Source organism: Halomonas sp. CnH100-B (assembly GCF_024124605.1).
Lineage (GTDB): Bacteria > Pseudomonadota > Gammaproteobacteria > Pseudomonadales > Halomonadaceae > Vreelandella.
In genome coordinates this window covers 1-23,574 of the sequence record NZ_JAMXRX010000009.1, presented here as the reverse complement: position 1 = coordinate 23,574, position 23,574 = coordinate 1, and the positions used below count along the sequence as shown (strand labels likewise).

Genomic DNA, 23,574 nt, shown 5'->3' with positions numbered 1-23,574 from the left:
TTTATAGTGGGCTCACTGCGACCTATTCTACCATTTCTACTTATGGCCATCGTCGCTTTTCGGTGATTGAGGCTTGTTTGCAACGAGGATGATGATGCGCGTTTTTTCCGCTGCCCACCGCTTTGGCGCCCTAGCCTTGAGCCTTGCCCTTCTCGCAGGCTGCGCCAGCAACGACACGACCCCGGAAGAGGAAGACGAGTTTGCGGGTGTCCAGGAGCGCGAGCTGTACGAGCTGGCACGCACCGCGCTCGATAGCAACCGTTTTCCGATTGCTATCGAGCGCCTTGAAGCGCTGGATACCCGCTACCCGTTCGGTCCTCACGCCGAGCAGGCCCAGCTCGAACTGATTTATGCCTATTACGAAAACAGCAACTGGGAAGAGGCGCGCGCTGCTGCTAGCCGCTTCATCCGCTTACATCCGGATCATCCGCAGGTGGATTACGCTTACTACCTGCGTGGGCTTTCTGCTTGGCAGGCGGGACGTTTCAGCCTCGAGCGCCTGCGCCTGATCGACATCTCCAAGCGTGATCTAGGGGCATCGCGCGATGCTTACAACGACTTCCGCGAACTGATTCAGCGCTTCCCGCAGAGCCAGTACGCCCCGGATGCCCAGCAGCGCATCGTCTACCTGCGCGAGCTCTTGGCGCGCCATGAGTTACATGTGGCCGATTACTACCTGCGTCGCGGTGCCTTCCTGGCCGCCGTCGAGCGGGGTCGCTGGGTGATCGAGAACTATCCGGAATCCAACGCGACTCGCGATGCGCTGGCGACGATGATCGAAGGCTACCAGGGGCTGGGCATGGATGACCGTGCCAGTGAAGTCCTCGCTGTGCTGCGGGAAAACGCACCGGATCACGAGCAGTTACAAGGTGGTCGCTTCACACCAAAGCATGGCAACAGCGATTGAGCGTTGAATCATGCCGCTAGCGGCTGCCACGATTTGGCTGTACAATTTGCGCACTAATAAAACCACGCTTCGGCGTGGTTTTTTTTATTCTTACCTAATTAAAACTTAATTAACAAAAACTTAATCAATTCGAAAAACATAAATAGTCATACAGATGTTGTACAAATTATGCTGCCAGCACTATTATCCCCTTTGCCGAACATAATAAAGCGCCTTCACGGCGCCTAAGGAGCCCCTTGCATGACCTCCCTGATGAAACGACTTTCGGGTACGAAAATAAGCACCCGACTCGCCGTCGGATTTTCTATCCTTCTGGCATTACTGGTGCTGCTCACCGTGGCAGGCATCCTTCAAGTCAACCAAATTGACCGTGGCTTAACCCAGATCAACGATGTTCACGGCGAAAAACAAGGTTACGCCGTCGATATGCGAGGCAGTGTTCATGATCGCGCCATCGTCTTGCGTGACATCGTCATCACTGCAGGTGATGGCATGTTGACAGAACTGCAGGCCGAGATGCGCCAACTCGAGGAGGCCTACCAAGCCGCCATGGCCGGAATGGCACAGGTCAATCAAACCTCGACGGCCTCGGCAGACGAGCAGCGAATGCTGGCGAACATCGGTGAGCAAGCCGATGCGACGAAGCGCTTGACGGCGCAAGTCTTGGCCGCTCGAGAGACGGGTAACAATCAGCAAGCCCAAGCCATTCTGTTAGAGCAGGCAGGCCCTGCCTACACGGAATGGCTCAACCGCATCAATCAGTTCATCGACCTGCAAGAACAGATCAACAACGTGACCACCGCCGATGCCCGTGCCACGGCTTCGGGTTTTCAGCTACAGATGCTTGGCTTAACGCTCTTTGCCCTACTGATCGGTGGCCTGATTGCCGTCTTCCTGTCGCGTCAGCTATTGCGGGAACTGGGTGCCGAACCCTTTGAGGTGAAAGCCTTTGCTCAAGCCATCGGTCGTGGCGAACTCGCCACCAAAGGACGGCTTAAGAAAGGCGATACCCGCAGCATCATGGCGTCGCAGGTCGAGATGGCGAAGCACCTCCAAGACATCGTGGCGCAAGTGCGCGCCTCGGCGGAGGCCGTCGCCTCCAACAGCGAGCAGATTGCGGAAGGCAACAACGATCTTGCCTCACGCACTGAGGAGCAGGCCAGCGCCCTGGCCGAAACGGCCTCCGCCATGGAGGAGCTCAACAGCACGGTGAAGCAGAACGCCGATAACTCCGAACAGGCCAGCCAAGAAGCCGCCAGCGCTTCGACAACGGCCACCCGGGGCGGTGAAGCGGTGCATCAGGTCGTCGCCACCATGAACGATCTCAATAAAAGCTCTCAAGAGATCGCTGGCATCATTTCGACCATTGATTCGATCGCCTTCCAAACCAACATCTTGGCCTTGAACGCCTCGGTCGAGGCAGCCCGAGCAGGCGAGCATGGCCGCGGGTTTGCCGTCGTTGCCGAAGAGGTGCGTAAGCTGGCCCAGCGCAGTGCCGATGCTGCGCGGGAAATCAACAACCTCATCAGCAGCAATCTCGAGCGCGTCAACCATGGTAACGAGCGGGCGGAAGAAGCCAGCAAATCCACCGAAGAGATCGTCGAAGCCATCCAGCGTGTGACCACCATCATGCAAGAGATCAGCAATGCCAGCGCCGAACAGAGCGCTGGCGTTCAGGAAGTGGGCCAAGCGGTCACCGAAATGGATCAGGTCACGCAACAAAACGCATCGTTGGTACACGAAAGTGCGACTGCCGCCAACAACTTGCGTCAAAATGCCCACCAGCTGCTGCATGCCATGGGCGCATTCAAACTGCCGTCGACGGCGTCGAGCACGCCACGTCGCGTGAGCCAAGCCACCCCAGCGCCCTCCCCCGCGCCCCAGAAAGCGCCGGCGCTGCCTGCAGCCAACTCCAGCGCTTCTGCGGAACCTGAGTGGGAAAGCTTCTAAATAAAACGCCTGACCTGCCGTTAATTATTTAGAGAGGCCGTGGCGTGATGCGCCACGGTCCACTGCTTTCCCTTGAGGTTACTATGAAACCTTCGCAAAGCCTGTTCATGGTGTTTTTGCTCCCCATTCTGATGGTCGTACTTCCCGTGGCACTGCTATTGGGGCTAGCCACCTATACGATCAAAGAGCAGTCGCTGCAGAGCTACCAGCTTCAGTCCAACGACCTGGACACCCTTGTGCAGATGGCGACGTTTGATCGTCAACTGGGCGATCTTCATCAACGCATGAGTGAAGTGTTTAGCCGCGCGGAAGCGACCGATCTGGGCGCCATGCAGCGTTACTCCGAATACGGCCTGATCAACCAAGAGCTATCGCGCATTGGTGACAGCATCGATCAGTTGGCCGCGTCGCCACTGATTTTCGACCTGAGCCAGGAGAGCGCCGACACCTTACAGCGCGCCTTTCGTGAATATCGCCGGTTTGTCAGCATGGCGAACGAAGCGGCTACCCTAAACCAGGGAGACCCAGGGTATTACCTGCAAGAAGCCCAGCGCCACTTCTCGACCTTCAGCCTCTTTTCTCAGCAGATTTTCGAGGCGCTGACCCAGCGTGCCAGCGATCGTCACCGGGAGTCGTACACCGACCTCATCCAATCGCGAAACTCCACGCTATGGCTAGGTCTGGGACTCTTTGCCCTGCTGATCAGTGCCGCCTTTTTGGCCGCGTGGCGCATCAATCAGCGGCTCGTCACGGTGGGCGACGCGATTCTAGCTCTATCCGACAACCACCAAGCCCTGCCCGACATGCAGGCCGTCGAACGCCTAAGCAAACAGCACAGCGGCCCGCTTCAGCGCATTGCGCTTTCGCTGCTCTCTTTTCGCGATACCGAACAGCAGCGTCGCGAAGCGGAGCGCCAGGTCCATCAACTAGCGTACTACGACACGCTCACCGATCTACCTAACTGGCGGTTGATGAAAGAGCACTTGCAGCACTCGTTGGAAACCAATAGCCAAACCAATACCTACGGGGCGCTGGTGTACGTGGATGTGGACGAATTCAAGCGCATCAACGACGGCATCGGCCATCGGGCGGGCGACGACCTGCTCAAGCAGATGGCCTCGCGGCTAAAAACGTTGGAGCAACAGGGCTGCACCATCGGCCGCCTGAGCGGCGATGAATTCGTGCTGATCGTAGACGGTTTGGATGCCGACAAGCTGAAGGCCGCTGAGAAAGCCGAGTTCTTGGCGCAGCAGATCAATCACGCGCTGACCCAGTCTTACTGCTTGGATGGGCATTACCAGTATCTCAATGTCAGCCAGGGGCTCGTCTTGTTCAAAGGTGTCGATGACAGCGTCGACCAGCTTTTCCAGTACGCCAACTCAGCGGTTCACCTCGCCAAGCGCGATGGTCAAAATACGATCCGCTTTTATGACCCGGCGGTGCAAGCACAGCTGGAAACGCGCACCGAGCTCGAGCGGGATCTGCGTCTCGCCATCGAGCGGGAAGAGTTCGTACTGGTGTATCAAATGCAGGTGGACAGCCAAGGGCGAGCCATCGGCGCGGAAGCGCTCATCCGTTGGCAGCACGCTACCCGAGGCTTCGTCTCGCCAGGCACCTTCATTCCGCTGGCCGAGGAGACTGGACTCATCGTGCCTATTGGCACCTGGGTACTGCACGCTGCCTGCGAACAGCTCGTCATGTGGGAAACGGCGGCACACACCAAGGACTTGGTCCTGGCCGTTAACGTCAGCGCCAAACAGTTCCAACAGCCGAACTTCGTTGAAGAGGTGGCCAACGCCCTGGAACTTAGCGGCGCTTCGCCGCACAAGCTGAAGCTTGAGCTAACTGAGAGTACCGTGATTGGTAAAGTAGAAGATACCATCGCCCGTATGCATCAGCTGAAGGCGCTGGGGATCAGTTTCGCCATGGACGACTTTGGCACCGGCTACTCATCGCTTCAGTACTTGAAGCGATTGCCGTTGGATCAGATCAAAATCGATCAATCCTTCGTGCGCGATCTTCATCAGGACGAAGATGACATGGCCATCGTCGAAACGATCATTGCCATGGGGCATTCGCTGGGACTGAACGTGATTGCCGAGGGGGTAGAAACCATGGAGCACTGGCGCTATCTCAACGAGCACCAGTGCCACGCTTATCAGGGTTACTACTTCTGCAAGCCAGTAGCCGCGGAAGAGATGGCCAAACACTGTCTGGCCCCTCCTCCGGTACTGACTTAAGCCAGTGCGCGCTTGAGCCCTTAGTCCCCAGGCTGCCAGCCGTTCACGATGGGGTAGCGACGGTCACGCCCGAAACCACGGGGCGTGACCCGCACGCCCACTGGCGCCTGGCGGCGCTTGTATTCACAGCGATCCACCAGCTTGACGACCTTGTAGACATCCTCTTCCTCAAAGCCGGCGGCAATGATCGCCTCGGCGCTCATATCTCCCTCAATGTAGCGAACCAGAATGGCATCCAGTACATCGTAGTCAGGGAGTGAGTCGCTATCCTGCTGGTCAGGGGCGAGTTCCGCACTAGGCGCACGCTCGATCACCCGCTCGGGAATCGCCGGAGACTGCGTATTGCGCCAGCGGGCCAAGCGGTATACCCAGGTTTTATACACATCCTTGATGGCGTTGTAGCCGCCTACCATATCGCCATACAACGTGGCGTATCCCACGGCCATTTCGCTCTTGTTACCCGTGGTCAATACCATCAGCCCTTTCTTGTTGGAAATCGCCATGAGCAGCACGCCACGGCAGCGCGACTGCAGGTTTTCTTCGGTCGTGTCGCGCTCGGTACCGGCAAAGCTCTCAGCTAGGGTCCCCATGAACGCTTCCACCATCGGCTCGATGGGCAAGACGTCATAGTGCACGCCCAGCAGGTTCGCCTGCTCGGCGGCATCCTGCTTGGAGATATCCGCGGTGTAGTGGTAAGGCATCATGACGGCTTGCACCCGCTGCGGCCCTAGCGCATCCACTGCAATGGCCAGCGAGAGCGCGGAATCGATGCCGCCAGACAGTCCCAGCACCACGCCTTTGAAACCGCTCTTGTTGACGTAGTCACGCAGGCCGGTCACCAGCGCACAGTAGAGACTCTCTTCCGGCTCAACGTCGGGCTCGATCTCCCCGGCTTGAGGCTCCCAGGCATCCGCGCTGGTTTGTAGCAACTGAATGGGCATCAGCCCTGCCTGCCAGTAGGGCGCCAGCACCTTGAGTTGGCCACTGGCATCGACACAGCTCGATCCCCCGTCAAACACCAGCTCGTCCTGACCGCCAATGGTATTGACGTAAACGATAGGACGCTGCACGTCTTGGGCGCGCTGTTCCAACAGACGCAGACGCTCGGCGGGCTTGTCCTGATGATAGGGTGACGCGTTCAAACTGATCAGCACTTCAGCACCCGCCTCGCGAGCGGCCTTCACCGGCGCGCCTTCCCACAGGTCTTCGCAAATCAGCAGGCCCAGCTTGGCTCCTTTGTGCTCGTATACCAGCGGTTCGGTGCCCGGGGTGAAGTAACGCTGTTCGTCGAACACTTGGTAGTTGGGCAGCGCTTGCTTGGCGTATTCCGCTTCCCATTGGCCGTTGTACAGCACCCCCGCCAAGTTGTAGCACTTGCCTTCACGGACGCCGGGATAGCCAATGATCACCAGCACATCGCGGGAGATCTTTTCCGCCATTTTTGCCCGCGCTTCCCGCAGACGAGTTTCCATGGAAGGGCGCAGCAGCAGATCTTCCGGCGGGTAACCGGATAAAAAAAGCTCAGGGAAGACAACAATATCCGCCCCATGCTCGATCCTCGCTTCACGCACCGCTTCAATGGCACGCGCGGCATTGCCGGGAATATCTCCTACCAGAGGGTCGAGTTGGGCCATTACCAGCGTTAAGTCTTGCATGGGCGTCAAAATCTCTTGAGAATCTTCGGAATACGGTGGCATCTACCTCGTTGCTGCATTGTCCCGCAAGGCGTGCCCAGTGGCAAAGGCCAAGCAGCCACGAATGCGATGTCACCGCCCTTTCCCACGTGGGGAGCCATTGAGGATGAACCTATTGATCATTCGGCTGATTATTTTCGCCGCGCTGTTTTACGCAGGCCTGAAGCTTTACGGTATGTACCGCCAACGTAAGCTGGCTCACCAGCAACAAACGCCCCCACGCCATGAGGGTGGCCGAATGGTGCGCTGCCGCTGGTGTGATGTTCACGTACCGGAGAGCGAGGCGCTGCGCGACGCAGAGCAGTGGTTCTGCTGTAGCGCCCACCGTGATCGTTTCCTGCAGGAGCAGGAAGACAGCCAACGTTAATCGTCACGCTAAACGCTCGGCCGTTAGCCGATAAGGCGTCGGGTCCATCAGCGGCTTGCGCCCTAGCACTAGATCGACCAGAAGATGGGTCGACGCGGGCGCCAGCACCAATCCATTACGGTAGTGCCCGGCATTGACGAACACGTTCGGATGGTCGGGCAGCGCGCCGATGAACGGAATGCCCGCCGGTGAACCGGGACGCAATCCCGCCCAATGGTGCGCGACGGGGTAGTTGGCTAACGCGGGGATTATGTTCTCCGCACTGCGCTTGAGCGATGCCAACGCCTCTTCATCGGTGGTCGTATCGAAGCCCGCCTCTTCCAACGTCGACCCCACGAGCAGTAGCCCATCGCTGCGTGGAATCACGTAGCGGCCATCTTTGAGTACCACACGCTGAACCAGCCCTGGCGGCGCTTGATAAGCGATCATCTGACCTTTGACTGGCCGAACCGGTAGGCGCACGTTCACCTCCTCCAATAGCTGGGCCGTCCAGGCCCCACCACAGACGATGAACTGCTCTGCCCACTGCTCTCCACGACTCGTTGCGACGCCCACCACACGGCCTTGGCGCTGAATCATGCCTTGTACGCTGCAGTGCTCCATCAGCGTCACGTTGGGCATGGCGGCCAGGCGCGCGCGTAGCGCTTGGCCCAAGCGCGGATTACGCACGCTGCCGAGGGTGGGCATCCAGAGCGCACTGCCCTGCGGAGCGGCAGCTTCAGGCTCTTTATGGCGAACGAATTCGGCATCGACTCGTTCCAGCGGCTTGCCTAGCTGTCGGGCCCAATGCAAGGCCGCCTCGTCATCGTCCACGTTCAAGTAGAGCAAGCCCTTTTGGCGGTACTCCGGGTCAATGCCGGTCTCTTCCAACAGGCGCAGGGCCAGCGTGGGGTATACCCCTTCGGACCAGCGCGAAAGCTGAGACACGGGTTCGCCATAGCGCCATGGGTAGAGCGGCGAAACGATTCCGCCACCGGCCCAGGACGCCTCTTTTCCGCATGTCCCACGCTCTATCAGCGTGACTTGCTGACCCGCGTCGGCTAGTTGAAGTGCCGTCATCATGCCGATCACGCCACCCCCTAAAATTAAGAGATTGCTCACAACATTTGTCCGTTTTGGCTTACATAAAAAGCGCTTTGCGCTCCCTAGGATAAACAGCACCAACGCTACGTTAACCAGCGCAACGAGCATAGCGCTCGCCGACAGGGGGTCAAGCGATGCAGCCCGATGACACGCACAGGACACGCCCGCTTCATCAGCGGGGCTTTACCCTCATCGAGATGTTGGTAGCGATGCTGTTGATGACCGCCATGATAGCGTGGCTGACGCCAAGCGTTCAGGCACTTGGCCACCAAAGCATTCTCAATAGTGAAGTGAGCCGCTTGCGCGCAGCATTTGCATTTGCCCGGCATACGGCCATCTCGCAGCGAACGAAAGTGACCGTGTGTCCAGCCAGCCCCAATCTCACGGCATGCGCCAGTGCGTGGGGCGACGCGTTAATTGTCGTGAAAGGCGATACGGAAGACGGTATTCGACCTGATGAGATTCTGCGCGTCTTTCCAGGGCAGGCAGCGACCTACACGACCTACAGCCGCGGATGGCAGCGCATTCGCTATAACGTGCTAGGCCACACCAGTGGCTACAACGGCAGCTTCGACATATGCGCCACGCGCGAAGAGGGCAAGCGGCTTGTACTGAGCCAGTTAGGTAGATTACGCGTGGATAGCGCCCCTGTCGGCTGCTAAACCGCCGACAGGGGCCCACGGAGGCGATGACTCAAGCAATACCATCCAGGTAACGCTCGGCATCCAGCGCTGCCATACAGCCGCTGCCTGCCGAGGTGATCGCTTGGCGATAGATATGATCCATCACGTCGCCGCAGGCAAACACGCCCGGCACGCTCGTGGCCGTGGCATTGCCTTCACTGCCCGATTGCACCTTGATATAGCCACCGTTCATCTCCAACTGCCCTTCGAAGATGCCCGTATTGGGGCTATGGCCAATGGCAATGAACAGCCCCGGCGCGTGTATCTCTTTCGTGCTGCCATCCTGGGTAGACTTCACACGCACGCCGGTCACGCCGGTGTTATCCCCCAGCACTTCCTCGACTTCGTAGAACCACTCCAGGGCAATTTTACCCGCCTCGGCTTTCTCGAAGAGCTTGTCCTGCAGGATTTTTTCCGCGCGCAAAGTATCGCGACGATGAACCAGCGTGACCTTGGACGCGATGTTAGACAAGTAGAGCGCCTCTTCCACTGCGGTGTTACCCCCGCCAACGACCACGACCTCTTGGTTACGGTAGAAAAACCCATCGCAAGTCGCACAGGCCGACACGCCCTGGCCCATGAACTGCTGTTCGGTGGGTAGCCCCAAGTAGCGCGCGCTGGCACCGGTGGCGATGATCAGCGCGTCACAGGTATAGGTGCCGCTGTCGCCTTTCAGGGTATAGGGCTTTTCCGCTAAGCTGACTTCATTGATATGATCGAACAGCACCTCGGTATTGAAACGCTCGGCGTGCTGCTTCATGCGCTCCATTAGCTCAGGACCCTGGACGCCTTCGGCATCGCCCGGCCAGTTATCCACGTCGGTCGTGGTGGTCAATTGGCCACCAGCCTGCATACCGGTAATGAGCAGGGGGTTGAGGTTGGCCCGAGCGGCATACACGGCGGCCGTATAGCCAGCCGGGCCGGACCCAAGAATAATCAAACGTTCATGACGCGTTTCCATGACACCACCTTAGTCACAATTGAGCAGATAACGTTGCAAGAGAGTCTGCCTGAAATGGCGTCAAGTACAAGCTATTACAAGGGTTAGCCTATGCTATTAGGCGAAGATGGCTTGAAAGGCGAGGGTAATACACCCATGTGTTATTAATAAGCCATACTGTTACATCCTACGATGAGACCGCCATACCCAGACAAGCAGTGACCGTCGCGCAACGCCAAGCAATCAGAGGAGAATGGAATGAGCAAGATACCCAATACGCTTCATACCTTAACGGCAGGAAGCCAAAAGTATCACTACTACAGCCTGCCCAAGGCGGCTGAGACGCTAGGCAACATTGACCGGCTGCCCAAAACACTCAAAATCCTGCTCGAAAACCAGCTGCGCTTTGCAGACGATGAGAGCGTCGAGCAAGCAGACATGCAGGCGCTGGTCGACTGGCAACAAGAGGGCAAATCCAGCCGTGAAATTGGCTACCGCCCTGCCCGCGTGTTGATGCAGGACTTTACCGGTGTGCCCGGCGTCGTGGATCTCGCCTCCATGCGCGCGGCGGTAGAAAAGCTGGGCGAAGACCCCGCCCGCATCAACCCCCTTTCTCCAGTGGATTTGGTGATCGACCACTCGGTCATGGTCGATAAGTTTGGCAACCCAGAGGCGTTCCAAGAAAACGTCGATATCGAAATGCAGCGCAACGGCGAGCGTTACGAGTTCCTGCGCTGGGGCCAGAAAGCGTTCGACAACTTCAGCGTCGTGCCGCCCGGTACCGGCATCTGTCACCAGGTGAACCTGGAGTACCTGGGCCGCACGGTATGGACCAAAGAGGAAGATGGCCACACCGTTGCCTACCCCGATACCCTGGTAGGTACTGACTCTCACACCACCATGATCAACGGCTTGGGTGTGCTGGGCTGGGGCGTAGGCGGCATCGAAGCAGAAGCCGCCATGCTGGGCCAACCGGTCTCCATGCTGATTCCCGAAGTGATTGGTTTCAAACTCACCGGCAAGCTACGGGAAGGCATTACCGCCACCGACCTCGTGCTTACCGTGACCGAAATGCTGCGTAAGAAAGGCGTGGTCGGCAAGTTCGTCGAATTTTATGGCGACGGACTGAAAGACCTGCCCCTGGCGGATCGTGCCACCATCGCCAACATGGCCCCAGAATACGGCGCCACCTGCGGCTTCTTCCCTGTGGATGACGAAACGCTCAACTATCTGCGCCTGACTGGTCGTGAAGATAGCCAGATCGCGCTGGTCGAAGCGTACAGCAAGGCCCAAGGCCTGTGGCGCGAGCCGGGTGACGAGCCCATCTTCACGGACACGCTCAGCCTGGACATGAACGATGTAGAAGCCAGCTTGGCAGGCCCCAAACGCCCGCAAGATCGTGTGGCCCTCAAAGACATGGCCAGCGCCTTTAGCAAAGTCATGGAAGAGGATGGTAAAGCGCTGCCCAGCACCGAAAAGGGTAAGCTGGCCTCCGAAGGCGGCCAAACCGCTGTCGGCATCGACCGCAGCTACGAGCATGACTTCAAACACAGTGACAGCCAAACCGTCACGATGGGTGAGCAGGACTTCAGTCTCGACCCCGGCGCGGTGGTGATCGCAGCGATTACATCGTGCACCAACACCTCGAACCCCAGCGTAATGATGGCAGCCGGCTTGCTGGCGCGTAACGCCCGTGAGAAAGGCTTGAGCACCAAGCCCTGGGTGAAAACATCGCTGGCGCCTGGTTCCAAAGTCGTCACTGACTATCTCGCCGCGGCCAATCTCGATGATGACCTAGATGCACTGGGCTTCAACCTCGTAGGCTACGGCTGCACCACCTGTATCGGTAACTCTGGCCCCTTGCCGGAAGAGATCGAAAAAGCCATCAATAATGGCGACCTTACCGTGGCATCAGTGCTGTCGGGCAACCGTAACTTTGAGGGCCGTGTGCACCCGCTGGTCAAAACCAACTGGTTGGCATCACCGCCCTTGGTCGTTGCCTATGCACTGGCGGGTAACGTGCAGTGCAACTTGACCACCGACCCGCTCGGCCAGGACAGCGACGGCAATCCGGTGTACCTGAAAGACATCTGGCCTTCGCAGGCAGATATCGCCAGCGCCGTCGAGAAGGTGAATACCGAGATGTTCCGTAAGGAGTACGGAGCCGTCTTCGAAGGCGATGAGACGTGGAAAGCCATCAAAGTGCCAGAGGGCAAAGTTTACGAGTGGCCGGAGTCGACCTATATTCAACACCCGCCCTTCTTTGAAGGCATGCAGCGGGAGCCAGACGCCATCGAGGACGTGAAAAATGCGCGCGTCCTGGCAATGCTCGGCGACTCTGTCACTACCGACCACATCTCGCCTGCGGGCTCCATCAAACCCGATAGCCCTGCTGGTCGCTACCTGCAAGAGCACGGCGTGAAGCCGGTCGACTTCAACTCTTACGGTTCGCGCCGAGGCAATCATGAAGTGATGATGCGTGGCACCTTCGCCAACGTGCGCATCAAAAACGAAATGCTCGACGGCGTGGTTGGCGGCGAAACACGCCACATACCGAGCGGAGAGCAGATGGCCATCTACGATGCCGCCATGAAATACAAAGAAGAAGGCACGCCGCTGGTGGTGATTGCGGGTAAAGAGTATGGCACCGGCTCCTCGCGGGACTGGGCCGCCAAAGGCACGCGCTTGCTAGGCGTACGCGCGGTGATTGCCGAATCCTTCGAGCGCATCCACCGTTCTAACCTGATCGGAATGGGCGTGGTACCGCTGCAATTTCCGGAAGGCGAAAGCCGTGAAAGTCTGGGGTTAACTGGGGATGAAGAGATCTCGATTGCCGGTTTGAGCGATTTGAGCCCTGGCGGTACCGTGCAAGTCGTGATCAAAAATAGCGACGGCGAACGTACCGTTGATGCCAAGTGCCGAATTGATACCGTCAATGAGCTGGCGTACTACCGCCACGGTGGTATCCTTCACTACGTGCTGCGCAAGATGATCGGCGCAGCCTAAAGGTACGACCTACCAATGCTTGCATCGCCCCCACCTCGGTGGGGGCTTTTTTTGCCTGCGTGACGCGCCCTTAGAAAGCGCGACGACGGTAGAAACGGTATTCAGGCGACCAGCAGGCAGACTCGATACGCTCACGCAGCACGGTGCCGCTGGTTTTCAACGCAACGCCGTTTTGCTGCGCTTGCGCTGCCACCTCAAAAGCAATCGATTTGCTGATATCACGAATTCGCGACAGTGGCGGCAAGAGCGCACCTTTGCCCTCTTTCACCAGCGGCGCTTCACGCGCCAGCGCCCGAGAGGCACTCATCAGCATCTCATCGGTGACGCGGTTGGCATTTGCCGCAATCACACCCAGCCCAATACCGGGGAAGATATAGGCGTTGTTGCACTGGGCAATCGGGTAGGTACGGCCGTTGTACACCACCGGTGCGAACGGGCTACCGGTAGCCACCAACGCTTGGCCATCGGTCCAGCGAATCACGTCTTCTGGCACCGCTTCAGCCTGCGAGGTCGGGTTGGAGAGCGGCATGATCACCGGATGCTCGCAGCCTGCATGCATGGTGCGAACGACTTGTTCGGTAAAGATACCGCGTTGGCCGCACACGCCAATCAGAATGGTGGGTTTGATCTGCGCGATGGTCTCTTCCAACCCTTGGCCGTTCCACTCAGCAACCAAGGCAGGGTCATGGGCCAAACGGCGCTGAAAGTCACGTTGCCACGCTTGATCCGTGGTCATTAGACCTTCACGGTCGACGATGAAGATGCGCGCACGCGCTTCCGCTTCGGTCAGCCCCTCGGCCTCCATGGCCACGACGACCTGCTCGGCAATACCACACCCAGCAGAACCGCCCCCGACGAACACCACACGCTGTTGGGCAATCGTCTCCTCGCGGGCTTGGCAAGCGGCCATGAGCGTGCCCACCACAACCGAGGCCGTCCCTTGCACGTCATCGTTGAAGCAGCACAGCTCGTTACGGTAGCGCTCCAACAGCGGCACGGCATTGGCCTGAGCAAAGTCCTCGAACTGTAGCAGCACGTTTGGCCAGCGACGCTTCACGGCACAAATGAACTCCGCCATGAAGGCATCGTACTCCTCCTGGCTCACCCGCTCATGACGCCAGCCCATGTACATCGGATCGTCCAGCAACGCCTGATTATTGGTGCCTACATCGATCATGATGGGCAGCGTATAGGCTGGACTGATACCGCCACAGGCCGTATAAAGCGCCAGCTTCCCGATAGGAATACCCATCCCGCCAATGCCTTGGTCACCCAAGCCCAAAATACGCTCGCCATCGGTGACGACGATCACTTTGACGTTATCTTTGGTAGCACTGCGCAGGATGTCGTCCATGTGCTCGCGATCCGGGTAGCTAATGAACAGCCCCCGGTGGTTGCGATAAATGTTGGAGAACTCCTGGCACGCCTGCCCAACCGTAGGCGTATAGATGATCGGCAGCATTTCCTCCAGGTGCTCTGACACGAGGCGGAAATAGAGCGTTTCGTTATCGTCTTGAATGGCGCGTAGATGAATATGGCGCTCGAGATCGCTGTGGCACTGCTGGTACTGACGGTACACCCGCTCTAGCTGGTCTTCGATGGTTTCGACTTTTTGGGGTAGTAACCCTATCAAGTTAAACGCCAGTCGCTCCTCTTGAGTAAACGCGCTGCCTTTGTTCAATAGCGGCATTTCAAGCAAAGAAGGACCGGCGTAAGGAATGTATAAAGGGCGTTTACTCATCGTAGACATAGGCACTCTCTTTTTATGTCAATTGCTGTTGCAATGCAGCAACGCTGGGCGTTGGCGGCGTTTGAGCGTAATGTAACATGCTAGTACGACAAAGGTGGAAGAGACATAAATAAAGGGCATAAAAAAAACGCCTCGGCATTGCCGAGACGTTTTCTGGAAGCCACTAACGTGAGTCTTCTAACAGCTTTTGGCAACGGGTCGACGCCCCGCTTCCCCATCAAAGAAGAACGGCCGCAGCTTAACGCCCGCCATGTTGCCAGCGAACGCCGCCACCATCCATACCCAGCCGTGCAGGCTGCCAGAGGCAATACCGCTAAAGTAAGCGCCGATGTTACAACCAAAGGCCAAGCGGGCACCATAACCTAGCATGATGCCACCGATCACCGCTGCCAATACCGATTTCAATGGAATGCGAAAGTTAGGTGCAAAACGTCCTGCCAAGCTCGCGGCGGCCAGGGCGCCAAGCATAATGCCGACGTTCATCACCGTAGTAATGTCGCTCCACACGCTGGCTTCCAGCGCGGCGGCGTTGCCAGGCGCTTGCCAGTAGCCCCACTGGCTCACATCGCCACCTACCAGTTCAAAGCTTTTGGCACCCCACAGCGCAAACGCCGAGGTGATTCCCCACGGGCGGCCTGCCAATGCCAGCGTGGCAAAGTTCAGCAGCGCCAAAGCCACCGCACCGGCTACCAGCGGCCATGGGCCCGACAACCAGCGCTCGGTGCTCGGTTTATCCACCATCGGAGCCTGCTCTAAATGGCCATGGCGGCGCTTCTCCATAATCACCGTAAACGCAGCAATCGCGGCAAACAGCACCAAGCTAATGCCGATACCTCCACCCACACCCGCCACATTGACTAGCGATACCGGCTGGAAAGCAGGCAGGCTTTGCCACCAAGTAAAGTGTGCGGTGCCAATGACCGAACCCACAATAAAGAACACCAGCGTAATCAGCATGCGAGCATTGCCGCCGCCCGCCGTAAACAGCGTACCCGACGCACAGCCACCGCCTAGCTGCATGCCTACCCCGAAGATAAACGCGCCCACCAGCACAGAAATACCGATGGGAGAAACGAAACCGCGCACTTCAGTACCAAACAGACTGCCCGCCCCTAGCGCCGGGAAGAACAGCACCACCGCAATCGCCAGCATCACCATTTGCGCCCGCAGCCCGCGCCCACGGCGTTCGGTGATAAAGACCCGCCACGCCGCCGTAAAGCCAAACGCCGCATGATAAAGCACCATGCCCAGCAAGCCGCCCACGATCATCAGCAAGCCGATGTTGGCGCTGAACAGCACGCCAATGATGAGCGAACTCAGCACAATGGCCGCCGTCGCTAGTAGAGGCACACGATAGTTGATCGGTGCCACTGTTGAGGTTGTTGCCATAGTTCACCTATTAGTCACGCCAAAAGCGCCTGCAATAGCGAGGCGCTTGGCTAATTTGGACAATAGTTATAAGCCTAACGTTGAGGTGTAAAGGTCGGAAATTCTTTATTCAAAGGTTTATATTCTAAAAAAGAATATATAGTCAGGCAGCAGGTCTTAACGGCTTAACAACGTTAAATGCAAAAGGACGATTTCGCTGGCACATGGATATTCACTACTACTCACTCATACCGGTCAGAAGACATTAACGCCAACCGGACGGGTCTGATCTTTTTCGCTTCGGAGGAAGCGGACACCATCGCCCACACCGCTGGGATCATGACTATCACGACAACTCCGATAGGCACTAGGCCCAAGAAACTGCCAATCCCCACCAAAAAAGCGGCTAAGGCAGCGATAGTGACCCACGTGCTGCCTTTCCCTGCCACCTTATCGACATGAGTGAGATGAGCGGTCAAATCGGCCCGTTGGCCCCGATCAAGTGCAGCTTCATAGTGGCATTGTGGGCAAGTTAACGAGTTCCCCTCCTTAAGCGTGGTGACTTGCTTGTCCTTGGCAGCCCATGAATGACTACACTGGCCGCAGGTCACTATGGCCAGTGTATCCATAGGCCAATGCTCCTGTTTCGTCGCGTTATTCATTACGTCATCCTTGTCGTTGACTACTGGGTGATGATGCCTGTTCAACCTTCGTCCGGAAGGGAAACGAAGGATAGGGCACTTGTGCAGCTGGTGGCACCGTTACCCTAAAACGTTTTTCAATATCGCCCATCTCCACGAATTTCTCGCCGCGCTGATAGGCGGCACGCAAGTGTTCGCTTAGTTCGCTCACGGCTTGGGAGGGTTTGGCCCACTGGGACTCAGGTAGGAGCTTTGACCACTCTGCCAGCCAGTCACTGGGCACGGCTTTGGGCAAAATATGTTTCATGCGGTACTCGGTGTACCAGTGGGCAAAGCGGGCATGCTCCCACACGCGCTTACGCCGAAAGCGCCGCCAGCGGGCCATGTCGTTGGTGCGCTCGCATTCGGCTTTCTCTCGGGCCACGTAGGCGTCGTACCACTCCACGCCCCACTCGCGGGCGGCAGGAGTAATGGCCTCAGCGCCTTCTTCCATAAAGCGGCGAATGTACTCCCACTGGGCCAGGGCCCCCGGCAAACCGCCCACGCCAACGATGATGCCTGCCCCAGGCAGGGTGTAGCCAGGGCGCTCGGGGTCCGGCGGCAGCAGCGCAAAGTTCCAACCAAAACCGGTGATGGCCCCCGGCCCCAAGCTGGGGTTGAACCCGCACACCGCTACGACATCTTCCCAAGGCACCAGCACCGTACGGCGCTCACGCTTGCAGAGTCGGCAGATGAGATCGTAAAGGGGCGGGTATACAAAGAAAAAAGCGAACCCACCCACATGCATCAGCAAAAAACCGAAGGGAAACCCCTCACGCGCCCCACGCAGCCACTCGCCTATCTCAATGAGGCCCATGAACCCAGAAATATTTACAGCAAAGCTGGCCGTCGACGCTAGCCAGAGATTCTGAGGGGCGGGCAGCCAGAAGCGACCCGGTGGATCGACCACAAATGCCACTTCCCGACGCTGGCGATTCAAGCGAATGGGCGGCATTCGCTTGAATCGCGTATTGAGCCAGAGAACTGCCAGAGTAAACATAAAGAGAAAAGAAAAATAAAGCCCTCCCCCCCATGCGGCGGCTAACTGCGGGTCAAGAGGGAATCCACCGATGCCTATCCATACAATCAGGAAGAAAACCATCATCGTTACAAATAACCCACTAAATATATGCCCCGCCGTCATCATGGTGTCCGGGCTGGCACCCTGGCGAATATCCATGGTGGCTTCATCATGGCGTACATCGAGATGGGCCACATCCACGGCGTACTCACTATTGACCGGTAACGGTAGGGGGCTCAGGCAGTACTGTTCCCCCCCGGCGCGGCTTTCGCGCTCACCCGCCCGCATGGGGGGCAGCGCTTTGCTGGGAGTAGTTTTAAACATGCTTCATCCTTGTTCAGAGTACCCAGGGGGTCAGCGGCATACTGGGCCAGGTACCCAATTTGACACTACTGAAAAAACTGTCCTTCAGGGCGTCCACGGGGCGCCACTCATTGGATAGGGTACGGCCACGTCGATGCAACTCGTAAACCTGAGTGGAAGAGTCACCATTGAGCTGCAGGCGCGCCACCAGCCGCACAACGTAGAACTGGGCCAGCACTTCCGGCGCAAAGTGATAGGTGACTTCTGCGCCGTGACTTTCCGTAGCCTGATGTGAATAGGCCAGCACGTCCTGGGTCAGCTCCTGATGATGGCCGCTCATGGGCACGCCCCACAGGCCAAACGCGAAATTTTCCTCATCGGGTGATTGGCCGCTCGGCAGGGTCACGCGGAAGGCCAGGTCACTGGGGGCGGGGCCAGGCCCCGGGCCTGCATGGGCTGCGGCTGCCCCTTGCCGCTCTATCACTGGGTCACTGCCGCTCAGTTTGCCCAGTTCCTGCTCGTGCTCTTCCAGCCCCGTATATTCGCTTTTCAGCCCCCAGTAAGAGCGCTGGCACCAGCGCTGTACCGGGCTCAGCGAAAAGCGGCTGGCCAATAAGTCCCCAACAATCAATAGCAATGTGCTGACCGCAACGAACCAGCCGACAGGCCCAGCAAATTTCAGTAGCAATAGTCTCCACTGTGCCGCGGGGGCGCCCAATACCTTGCCAACAACCCCCATACCACCTAAGAAGGTTCCACCTAAGGCTGTCCCTGACGCTCCAACCAGCGCCACTTGAGAGGCTAAGCGCTCGGCCTGCGTCTCGGCACGACCCACCTTTTGAGTCTGCCTGATAGTCTCAAATACACCTGCGGCCCCCCCCAAACCAGCCACAAACCCCATCGCTTTGTTGGCCACTCGCGCCCAGCGCTCCAACTGGGCAGGGCTACCTGCTACTGCCCTCAGTTCAGCCTGGGCGACTTGTTGGAACGCACGACCTTCGTACAATTTTCGATGGCGGGCGTCGACTAGCATTTCTCTCATTGCCATCATGGCCGCTGTAGCAGCAAACCCTTGAGAACCAGTATTACCAAGATACTCGAGAAACTGGCCATGACCGCGGCCTGCTTCAATCAATTCACTCATCGCTAAACATGCCGCGATAGCTCCTAAAACAGACAAACTTCCGTTCACCAATATCCCCATCGCCCGAGCTATCGATACCTCATTCTGCTCATTACGTATAAGGGTATCCAGCGTGCTGCGCATTGTCTCACGGGACTGATTAGCGAGTTGCTTGAACGCCCTTAGCTCCGCCAGCGCGGCCCTCGTCGCCGCTTGGCTCAAACCGCCCACTTTTAGCGCGTGTGACCCACCTTCATCGGCTGGGAAGCTGTGCTCCGCCAACTCAACTAATGCTTCGCTGATCAGTCGCTGTTGCCGTTTTATTTCCGAGGCTTTATTGCGAATATTGTTAGCGTGATACTGCTCAGCCGCGCGCCGATGGGCTTGGCCTGTACCGCGCCTGGACGCTTGTTGTATGTGTGCCTCGCGTTCTTGGTAATAGCTCATCATCTCCTGCTCTAATCTCTGGAGCTGTGATAAAGAACGCTCTGACTTACTGATAGCCTGCTGTAATTTGCCCAGGACCGCTTGGTCGGGTATCTCCCACCCCGCTTCCAGCAGCCCCAGACGTTCAACAAACATCAGCCGCTGGCCTTCGGGTAACCTACCTGCCAAATTGGCAAATCGTTGTGGCAATTCCAGTTGCTGAGTTTCCTCTAGCAGAGTTTTGACGACTGCCTCACCTAGCATCTTCTCTTTGAAATAGACCTCACCCGCAATATCGGCCACGACGTCATCTGAAAGACCCGCAATACTACGAAACCGCAACCCAGTTTGCTGTTCTAGAGTGCTACTCCACTCTTGATAGCTGCCTAGCGCTCCAGAAGCCGCCATAAGTGCTGCGGCTTGAGTTAGCGCTTTCTGGGGGCCATCTGCCGCACTCAAGTAGCCCTCGATAAAGGTTTGAGTGGGCTGAAAATGGAGTAAGTGAGCCACAGTGGGCCTGCTGCCCATATAGTGCTGAGCAAGAAAATCGCCTTGGCCGCATAACACCAATGTTTCATGAGCACACTGTTCCAGCCTGCTGATGAAGCTGATATGCAGTTCCTCTTCCTTATCCAACAAGAGTGCATAGTGGTGCCATGCTGGCAATAGGACTGCCAAATCTTGCCCTATTGCTTGGTAAGCCGTTTGCCAAGTCTCTTCAAGCTCATTGGCATACGCTAAAAAGTCTTCTAATTCCTGACGACGAATGACATCCACAATGCCATTGGGTGCTAAAGCGTAAGTACCGCCAATGACTTCATTAAAATGGGCTTGCTCGCTCTGCTCGACAAACGCTTTTACAGACTCAGCGTCCGTGCCTAGATTTCCTCCTATGTGCTGACTGAGCTCATTGATATCGTTCTCAATAGGTTGCAAGGCGATTCCGGTCACACCAAGGTGGCCGCCAGAGCTTCGGCTGACCTCCTCTTTTCTTTCACGGTGCTGCTCATACAGCTCTGCAAGCTCACGAAGATCCGCTTGATCGTTACTGCCAGCATTGCCTAGCCAGTCAGGAATATTGCCTTGGCCAGCATTCGCAGCATGCGGGGTAAAATCGAGAGTCATCAGGCCATCAATTGTGCGCGCCGCAAAGAGTTCGGTTTGATACTTCTCGTGCCAGTTGCCTTGCTGGTCGGCCAGTAGAGCCCATGCCTGGGTCAGGTCCTTGATACGGCCTGGAATATCTTCAACCATCAAGCAAGCACTATCTAACTTATACTCGCCCGCTATTGCTGCTGTAATACTACTCGCCGCAGCAAGCTGCCACTCTTTGCCCTCTCCCTCAGCTTCACACCATGGGTAACTACCCGTATCTAATTCGTTTTGTTCGCCTGAATGCTCCGGCGCATCTGGAGTAGGTAAATGCTCACCAACCTCATCTGCTAAAGCAATCGCTAAATCGTCAGGATTGAGTAGGTGCGCTGTACCATTTCCAGGGCAGTAGGCTCCCACGCTCACTCGCATCATGACCTGTTCGCGAAATGCTTCTTGCTGCAACATAGAAACGTGAAGAGACGTGAGTTCAAGTGGGCTATAGAGCACCTGTACTGAGCCTTCTCGCTTTACAATAATAGTGTCACCACTGCCATCAGGTTCTACCTTGAATACCTGTACTTCATCTGGCGATATACTATGTACTAGATAGAGCCAACCACTACGTATGGGCCGAATACCTGACTGGCGATAAGAACCGCTATATACCGGAGAAAAACCAGGCAACGAGCTAGCGAGTTCTGCCTCGGTCGCTTCAACGATGGCGTAACGTACGGGGACTAATTGAAGGTCTGGAAGCGTCAACGAGCATTGGCCTTGCTCTTGCCCAGGGTCGTTATCCGGCTGGCTATCTGCAACGCGCTGCGCTTCCTCCATGGAATGGCTCATATGTGTGTCTCCGTGTTTAGTCGTCGCTGAGAAGCTTCAACAGCCGCTTTTAGTCGTTCCATTGGTGCTCGGTGATCTTTCTGAAGAAGCTCCACCGCGATATCCGGCATCACGTTCTCATCCAAAGCCTCTTCACCGTGCGCTCCCAGAATATTAGCCATGTAGTAGTGTGCTCGACGCCCATAAAACCCTAACTCTCGAGTGACACTGATGACTTTGTGCGCGGCGTTTATGCTCGTCCCCTGCTCGCGCAGCAACAGGCTATTTGAAAAGAACGTATCAAGATGCTTTGCTAGTTCTTGAGCAAAACGCCGCCAAGCAATTTGACTGAGTGCATCAAGATGATCTTGCTGAAGTAAAAACCTCTCTTTACGCTGAGAGCGTTCTGAACGCTCATTGGTAATTTGATACCAGCTAACTTCTCCGTGCTCATGATTGGGTAACCAGACAACGTCCAATACGCCTAGCAACTCACTCTTTGGAGGCAGGCTCTCCGCACTTAGCAAGCACTTCATGACTTCAGGGGAGCCTACTCTAAGGACTTTTTCACCCTCTTGGGGATGCTCAACAAAGAGCAGCCATCTAAGGTGCTGCAAAAGTTCATCAAAAGTAGCAGAGCTTCCGAAAGCCCAACCCCATTGGTTCTCTGCCCCCTTGTTCAGGAATATGTCCCATAGGGGATCGTTGTCCTCAAGCTTTACCAAACAAGGTGAAATACTTCGGCACCCCTCCAGTGACGTACCTAAATAAATTGGTTCGTAAACAGGTGCTTCAGCGTGCTCATAAAGCCACCTTTCCAAAGGTTCCAGTTTGAGACCGTCCAGCACCAAGTAACGATTCTGCCCATAAGAATCGGCATTCAAAGGCAACGAAACGGCTTGCAAGCCTTCCATGCTTTACTCCTGATTATCCAGAGGAGTGCAGGGCTGAGTTAATGCCATTTCCTGTCTAAGCGCAGCTTCCTGACGTGGCGGCTCAACTTTTGTGAATTGAGATGCAGCCTCCGCCTCCTCCGGCAACTGCGGCCCCTGTGCCGCTTGCCCACTGCCCGAGCCGGGGCTCCCCCCAGAGTTAATCTTGACCTGCGGGCCCACGATGGTGACGCCGCTGGGGTCGATTTTCAGGAAGCTGCCGCCTGCTTTTAGGGTGATCTCCGCGCCTGCTTCGATGACGACTTTCATGCCCGCTTTGTGGTGAATCTCCTGCCCGGCTTCCATCAGTTGCGCTTGGCCGATGTTTGCGTGATGGGTGCCGTCGATCATCAGGTGGTCGTCGCCGTCTACTTGGGTGTGGCGGTTATTGTGCACCGTGTGGTGATCGTCGTTGTCGATCTCGCTGATGCGGTCGTTATGCACCTTGAGGTGGCTGTCACGCTGGATCTCTTCGGTGCGGTCATTGAGAGTTAAAAGCTCTAGGTCTTTCTGAGCGTGGAGCCAGATTTGCTCTTCACCCGCTTCGTCTTCAAAGCGCAGTTCGTTGAAGCCTTCGGCTTTGTGGCTCTGAGTGCGCAGTACCGTGCGGGTTTTGTGTTCCGGCAGCGGATACGGGGCGGTGTTCACGGCGTGGTAGGTGCGCCCGGTGATCAGCGGTTGGTCCGGGTCACCCTCTAAGAACGACAAAACGACCTCATGTCCGATCCTGGGAATCGCCATACTGCCATAGCCACCACCTGCCCAGCCTTGAGCAACACGGACCCAACAGCTCGCGGTGTCGTTGGGTTCAGCGTAGCGGTCCCAGGGGAACTGGACCTTGACCCGGCCGTGCTCGTCGCAGTGGATCTCTTCGCCTTCCGGGCCGACCACAAAGGCAACTTGCGGCCCATCGACGCGCGGTTTGGGATTGGGCGTGGCGCGCCAGGGGGTATCGCCAGGTATCAGCGTGACGTGGTTGTGATAGCGGGTCATTCCACTTGCGTCACCCTGAGCCTCTTTACCGATCAGCATCCCATCCTCTTCCAGGGCCTGGGGTTGCTCGCCGACGTGGCTCACTTCAATGGCCTGCCAGTCGCGGTTAAGGCTGTCGGTGTCGTGGTCGGTGAGGGTGAAGCGGACGCCGGGGGCGAGTTCAGGCAGGTCGCTTTCAGCGCTGGCCG

The 23,574-nt window shown here is 57.1% G+C and carries 15 protein-coding genes; 6 read left to right on the top strand and 9 right to left on the bottom strand.

The genetic code is table 11. The features are described 5' to 3' along the window. Positions 1-94 precede the first annotated feature (94 nt). The 3 genes from NH398_RS16500 to NH398_RS16490 all read left to right on the top strand — a co-directional run bounded on the left by NH398_RS16500 (position 95) and on the right by NH398_RS16490 (position 5,097). Complete coding sequence (locus NH398_RS16500; protein WP_253019301.1) at positions 95-907, top strand: outer membrane protein assembly factor BamD; 813 nt, start codon at positions 95-97, stop codon at positions 905-907. Between the two features lie 240 nt (positions 908-1,147). After that, positions 1,148-2,857: a methyl-accepting chemotaxis protein gene (locus NH398_RS16495; RefSeq protein WP_253019300.1), complete on the top strand. Its 1,710-nt coding sequence runs from the start codon at positions 1,148-1,150 to the stop codon at positions 2,855-2,857. An 83-nt stretch (positions 2,858-2,940) separates the two neighbouring features. Continuing rightward, on the top strand, positions 2,941-5,097 hold the full coding sequence (locus NH398_RS16490) for a GGDEF domain-containing phosphodiesterase (RefSeq protein WP_159343241.1): 2,157 nt from the start codon (positions 2,941-2,943) through the stop codon (positions 5,095-5,097). 20 nt (positions 5,098-5,117) lie between these two features. Here NH398_RS16490 and NH398_RS16485 read toward each other — a convergent pair whose 3' ends face one another. Continuing rightward, positions 5,118-6,752, bottom strand: a complete 1,635-nt coding sequence (locus tag NH398_RS16485; protein WP_253019306.1) for an NAD+ synthase — start codon at positions 6,750-6,752, stop codon at positions 5,118-5,120. A gap of 145 nt (positions 6,753-6,897) precedes the next feature. On the opposite strand from NH398_RS16485, the gene NH398_RS16480 reads away from it, so the two are divergent. After that, complete coding sequence (locus NH398_RS16480) at positions 6,898-7,158, top strand: PP0621 family protein (RefSeq protein ID WP_253019299.1); 261 nt, start codon at positions 6,898-6,900, stop codon at positions 7,156-7,158. Positions 7,159-7,161: 3 nt separating this feature from the next. Here the strand turns inward: NH398_RS16480 and thiO are convergent, their stop codons facing one another. Next, positions 7,162-8,349: a glycine oxidase ThiO gene (gene thiO / locus NH398_RS16475; protein WP_366070766.1), complete on the bottom strand. Its 1,188-nt coding sequence runs from the start codon at positions 8,347-8,349 to the stop codon at positions 7,162-7,164. A 26-nt stretch (positions 8,350-8,375) separates the two neighbouring features. Here thiO and NH398_RS16470 point away from each other — a divergent pair, with 26 nt between their 5' ends. Next, positions 8,376-8,903: a GspH/FimT family pseudopilin gene (locus NH398_RS16470; RefSeq protein WP_253019298.1), complete on the top strand. Its 528-nt coding sequence runs from the start codon at positions 8,376-8,378 to the stop codon at positions 8,901-8,903. A 31-nt stretch (positions 8,904-8,934) separates the two neighbouring features. Here NH398_RS16470 and trxB read toward each other — a convergent pair whose 3' ends face one another. Next, positions 8,935-9,885, bottom strand: coding sequence for a thioredoxin-disulfide reductase (gene trxB, locus NH398_RS16465; RefSeq protein ID WP_159343245.1), 951 nt, complete (start codon positions 9,883-9,885; stop codon positions 8,935-8,937). A gap of 237 nt (positions 9,886-10,122) precedes the next feature. Here trxB and acnA point away from each other — a divergent pair, with 237 nt between their 5' ends. After that, positions 10,123-12,870, top strand: a complete 2,748-nt coding sequence (gene acnA / locus NH398_RS16460; protein WP_253019297.1) for an aconitate hydratase AcnA — start codon at positions 10,123-10,125, stop codon at positions 12,868-12,870. Between the two features lie 70 nt (positions 12,871-12,940). Here the strand turns inward: acnA and NH398_RS16455 are convergent, their stop codons facing one another. From NH398_RS16455 to tssI, 6 genes are all read right to left on the bottom strand, one after another. Continuing rightward, positions 12,941-14,620: an NAD-dependent malic enzyme gene (locus NH398_RS16455; protein WP_159343247.1), complete on the bottom strand. Its 1,680-nt coding sequence runs from the start codon at positions 14,618-14,620 to the stop codon at positions 12,941-12,943. A 177-nt stretch (positions 14,621-14,797) separates the two neighbouring features. Then, on the bottom strand, positions 14,798-16,009 hold the full coding sequence (locus NH398_RS16450; protein ID WP_253019296.1) for a YeeE/YedE family protein: 1,212 nt from the start codon (positions 16,007-16,009) through the stop codon (positions 14,798-14,800). 645 nt (positions 16,010-16,654) lie between these two features. Then, a complete protein-coding gene (locus NH398_RS16445; RefSeq protein ID WP_253019295.1) occupies positions 16,655-18,013 on the bottom strand; it encodes a hypothetical protein in 1,359 nt (452 codons plus the stop codon). A gap of 13 nt (positions 18,014-18,026) precedes the next feature. Next, the gene (locus tag NH398_RS16440; RefSeq protein WP_253019294.1) at positions 18,027-21,482 is read right to left on the bottom strand and encodes a toxin VasX; all 3,456 of its coding nucleotides are present in this window, start codon (positions 21,480-21,482) and stop codon (positions 18,027-18,029) included. Then, a complete protein-coding gene (locus tag NH398_RS16435; protein ID WP_253019293.1) occupies positions 21,479-22,375 on the bottom strand; it encodes a DUF4123 domain-containing protein in 897 nt (298 codons plus the stop codon). The genes NH398_RS16440 and NH398_RS16435 overlap by 4 nt, the downstream gene beginning before the upstream one ends. 3 nt (positions 22,376-22,378) lie before the next feature. After that, a partial coding sequence (tssI, locus tag NH398_RS16430; RefSeq protein ID WP_253019292.1) for a type VI secretion system tip protein TssI/VgrG occupies positions 22,379-23,574 on the bottom strand: 1,196 nt, incomplete at its 5' end.